Annotated in this window: 3 protein-coding genes; all 3 read left to right on the top strand. The window is 73.0% G+C overall.

What is annotated here, in order from left to right; all coding sequences use genetic code 11:
* The first annotated feature begins 137 nt into the window (after nt 1-137).
* From ACYVE9_RS20520 to ACYVE9_RS20510, 3 genes are read left to right on the top strand one after another with little or no spacing between them, the layout of a single operon-like run.
* Nucleotides 138-893: a (Fe-S)-binding protein gene (locus tag ACYVE9_RS20520; protein ID WP_461029353.1), complete on the top strand. Its 756-nt coding sequence runs from the start codon at nt 138-140 to the stop codon at nt 891-893.
* Nucleotides 890-2368, top strand: coding sequence for a lactate utilization protein B (locus tag ACYVE9_RS20515; protein ID WP_461029352.1), 1479 nt, complete (start codon nt 890-892; stop codon nt 2366-2368). The genes ACYVE9_RS20520 and ACYVE9_RS20515 overlap by 4 nt, the downstream gene beginning before the upstream one ends.
* The gene (locus ACYVE9_RS20510; protein ID WP_461029351.1) at nt 2365-3036 is read left to right on the top strand and encodes a LutC/YkgG family protein; all 672 of its coding nucleotides are present in this window, start codon (nt 2365-2367) and stop codon (nt 3034-3036) included. The genes ACYVE9_RS20515 and ACYVE9_RS20510 overlap by 4 nt, the downstream gene beginning before the upstream one ends.
* The last annotated feature ends 126 nt before the right edge of the window (nt 3037-3162 follow it).

Genomic DNA, 3162 nt, shown 5'->3' with positions numbered 1-3162 from the left:
GACGAGGCCGCCGACCGGCTCGGAACCGGCCGCGGGCCGGAAGCCCACGGCAGCCCGGGCACGCCCGGACCACCGGCGCCACTCCCGCCGCCCGGGGCACCGGGAACGCCGGCCACACCGAGAAAGGGGGACAGGAGATGCGGGTAGCCCTCTTCGTCACCTGCGTGAACGACCTGCTCCACCCCGGCACCGGCCGGGCGGTCGTGCGGCTGCTGGAACGGCTCGGGGTGGACGTGGACTTCCCGCCCGCCCAGAGCTGCTGCGGGCAGCCCCAGTACAACACCGGATACCGTCACGAGGCCGAGCCGCTGATGCGCCGCTTCGACGCGGCCTTCGCCGGCTACGACCACGTCGTCACCCCCTCCGGCTCGTGCGCCGCGATGGTCCGCGACAACTACCCCCGCATCGGCGCCCGCGCCAGCGCCGAGGGCCGCGGCGCCGAACTGTCCGAGGCGGCCGACCGGGCCGTCGCCAGGACCTACGAGCTCACCGAGTTCCTCGTCGACGTACTGGGGGTGACCGACGTCGGCGCGTACTTCCCGCACACCGTGACCTACCACCCCACCTGCCACGGGCTGCGCATGCTGGGCCTGGACGACCGGCCGCGCAGACTGCTCGAACAGGTCAGGGGGATCGAGCTGCGTGAACTGCCCGGCGCGGAGGAGTGCTGCGGCTTCGGCGGCACCTTCGCCGTGAAGAACGAAGCGGTCTCGGCGGCGATGGGCGCGGACAAGGCCCGCCACATCAGGAGCACCGGAGCCGAGGCCGTGTGCACCGTCGACAACTCCTGCCTGCTGCACATCGGCGGCACGCTCGCCAGGCAGGGCGCCGCCGTCCGGCCCGTGCACCTCGCGGAGATCCTGGCCTCGACCGAGGAGGAGCCCCACACATGAGCGCCAGCAACGGCACCTACCTGGGCATGCCCGCCTTTCCGACGGCGGCACGCGAGGCCGTCCGCGACGAGAGACTGCGCGGCAACCTGCGGCACGCCACCCGTACCATCCGCGACAAGCGTGCGCAGGCCGTCGCGGAACTTCCCGACTGGGCGCAGCTGCGGGAGGCGGGCAAAGCCGTCAAGGACCGCACGCTGCGCCACCTCGACCGCTACCTCCTGCAACTGGAGGAGGCGGTCACGTCGGCGGGCGGCACCGTGCACTGGGCCGTGGACGCCGACGAGGCCAACCGCATCGTGGCCGACCTGGTGAAGGCGACCGGCGAGCGGGAGGTGGTCAAAGTCAAGTCGATGGCCACCCAGGAGACCGGCCTCAACGAGGCGTTGGCGGCCGAGGGCATCCGCGCGTACGAGACCGACCTCGCCGAGCTCATCGTGCAACTGGGCGACGACCTGCCCTCGCACATCCTGGTACCCGCCATCCACCGCAACCGCGGCGAGATCCGCGAGGTCTTCGCCGACAGGATGGGCAGTTGGGGACGGCCCGCACCGGAAGGGCTGACCGACGCCCCCACCGAGCTCGCCGAAGCCGCCCGCCTGCACCTGCGGGAGAAGTTCCTGCGCGCCAAGGCCGCCGTCTCCGGCGCCAACTTCATGGTCGCCGAGACCGGCACCCTGGTCGTGGTGGAGTCCGAGGGCAACGGCCGCATGTGCCTGACCCTGCCGGAGACGCTGATCTCGGTCGTGGGCATCGAGAAGGTCGTACCGACCTGGCAGGACCTGGAGATCTACCTCCAACTGCTGCCCCGCTCCTCGACGGCGGAGCGGATGAACCCCTACACCAGCACCTGGACGGGCACCACGGACGGCGACGGGCCGAGCGCCTTCCACCTGGTGCTGCTGGACAACGGACGCACGGACACCCTCGCCGACGAGGTGGGACGGCAGGCGCTCCGCTGCATCCGCTGCTCCGCCTGCCTCAACGTGTGCCCGGTGTACGAGCGGGCCGGCGGCCACGCCTACGGCTCGGTCTACCCGGGACCGATCGGAGCGATCCTCAGCCCCCAACTGCGCGGCACCGGCAGTGAGGTGGACGCTTCACTGCCGTACGCCTCCTCCCTGTGCGGCGCCTGCTACGAGGTCTGCCCCGTCGCCATCGACATCCCCGAGGTGCTCGTGCACCTCAGGGAGCGGGTGGTCCAAGGGGGTGAGGTGACACGGAAGGGCGAGAAGGTCACCATCCGGCCCGCCAAGGGCCACACCGCGGAACGCGCGGCCATGCGCGCGGCACGCTGGACCCTGGACCACCCCCGGGCCTGGCGCGCCGGGCAGCGCCTGGCGGCCCGCACCCGCCGCTTCCACCCCGCGCGGCTGCCGGGCCCCGGCCGGGCGTGGAGCGACTCCAGGGCGCTGCCGCAAGTGCCCGAGGAGTCCTTCCGGGACTGGTGGCAGCGCACCCGAGGAGGCGCCGGATGAACAGCAGGGAACGGATCCTGGCGCGGGTGCGGGAGGCCCTCGCCGACGTGCCCGACGAGGAGGACCCGCAGGACGTGCGCGTCGCACGCGACTACCTGCACGTGCACGGCGACCGGGACGCGGCGCAGAGGGTGGCGCTGCTCGCCGACAACCTCACCGAGTACCGTGCCGCGGTCCATCGCACCACCCGCGCTGACCTGGCCGCCCTGATCGGCCGCCTGCTGGCGGAGCGCGGTTCCCGCTCGGTGGTCGTGCCGCCCGGACTGCCGGCGGGATGGCTGCCCGAGCGCGGACTCGACCACGTCAGGCGGGTGGACGACCGGCAGACGAGCACCCCGGAGGAACTGGACGCGGTGGACAGCGTGCTCACCGGTTGCGCGGTGGCCATCGCCGAGACCGGCACGCTCGTCCTCGACGCCGGCCCCGACCAGGGACGGCGCCGCATCACCCTGGTACCCGACCACCACATCTGCGTGGTCCACGTCCCGGGCCAGGTCGTCGACTCGGTGGCCCAGGCACTGGCCCTGCTGGATCCTCGAAGGCCGCTGACCTGGATCTCGGGTCCTTCCGCGACCAGTGACATCGAACTGGACCGGGTCGAGGGCGTGCACGGCCCCCGCACCCTCGAAGTGATCCTCGTCGACGCCCCGGCCGACGCCACCGGCTGACGCCCCCGCTGAGACGCTCGCCCGGCTACTCGCGGAAGGGCTCCACCCGCACCGGTCCCACCCGCAGCGGCGGCTCTCCGGGCGGGCGCCGCGTCCGGACGTCCACGACCACCACGGGCCGCGGCC

The organism is Streptomyces sparsus, from assembly GCF_054776295.1.
The sequence above is the reverse complement of the archived record's forward strand: the minus strand, read 5'-3'. Positions and strand labels throughout refer to the sequence as shown.

What these genes read in the sequence shown, in the direction of transcription:
- ACYVE9_RS20520 (WP_461029353.1), top strand. Translation starts at nt 138, where the DNA reads ATGCGGGTAGCCCTCTTCGTCACCTGCGTGAACGACCTGCTCCACCCC.
- ACYVE9_RS20515 (WP_461029352.1), top strand. Translation starts at nt 890, where the DNA reads ATGAGCGCCAGCAACGGCACCTACCTGGGCATGCCCGCCTTTCCGACG.
- ACYVE9_RS20510 (WP_461029351.1), top strand. Translation starts at nt 2,365, where the DNA reads ATGAACAGCAGGGAACGGATCCTGGCGCGGGTGCGGGAGGCCCTCGCC.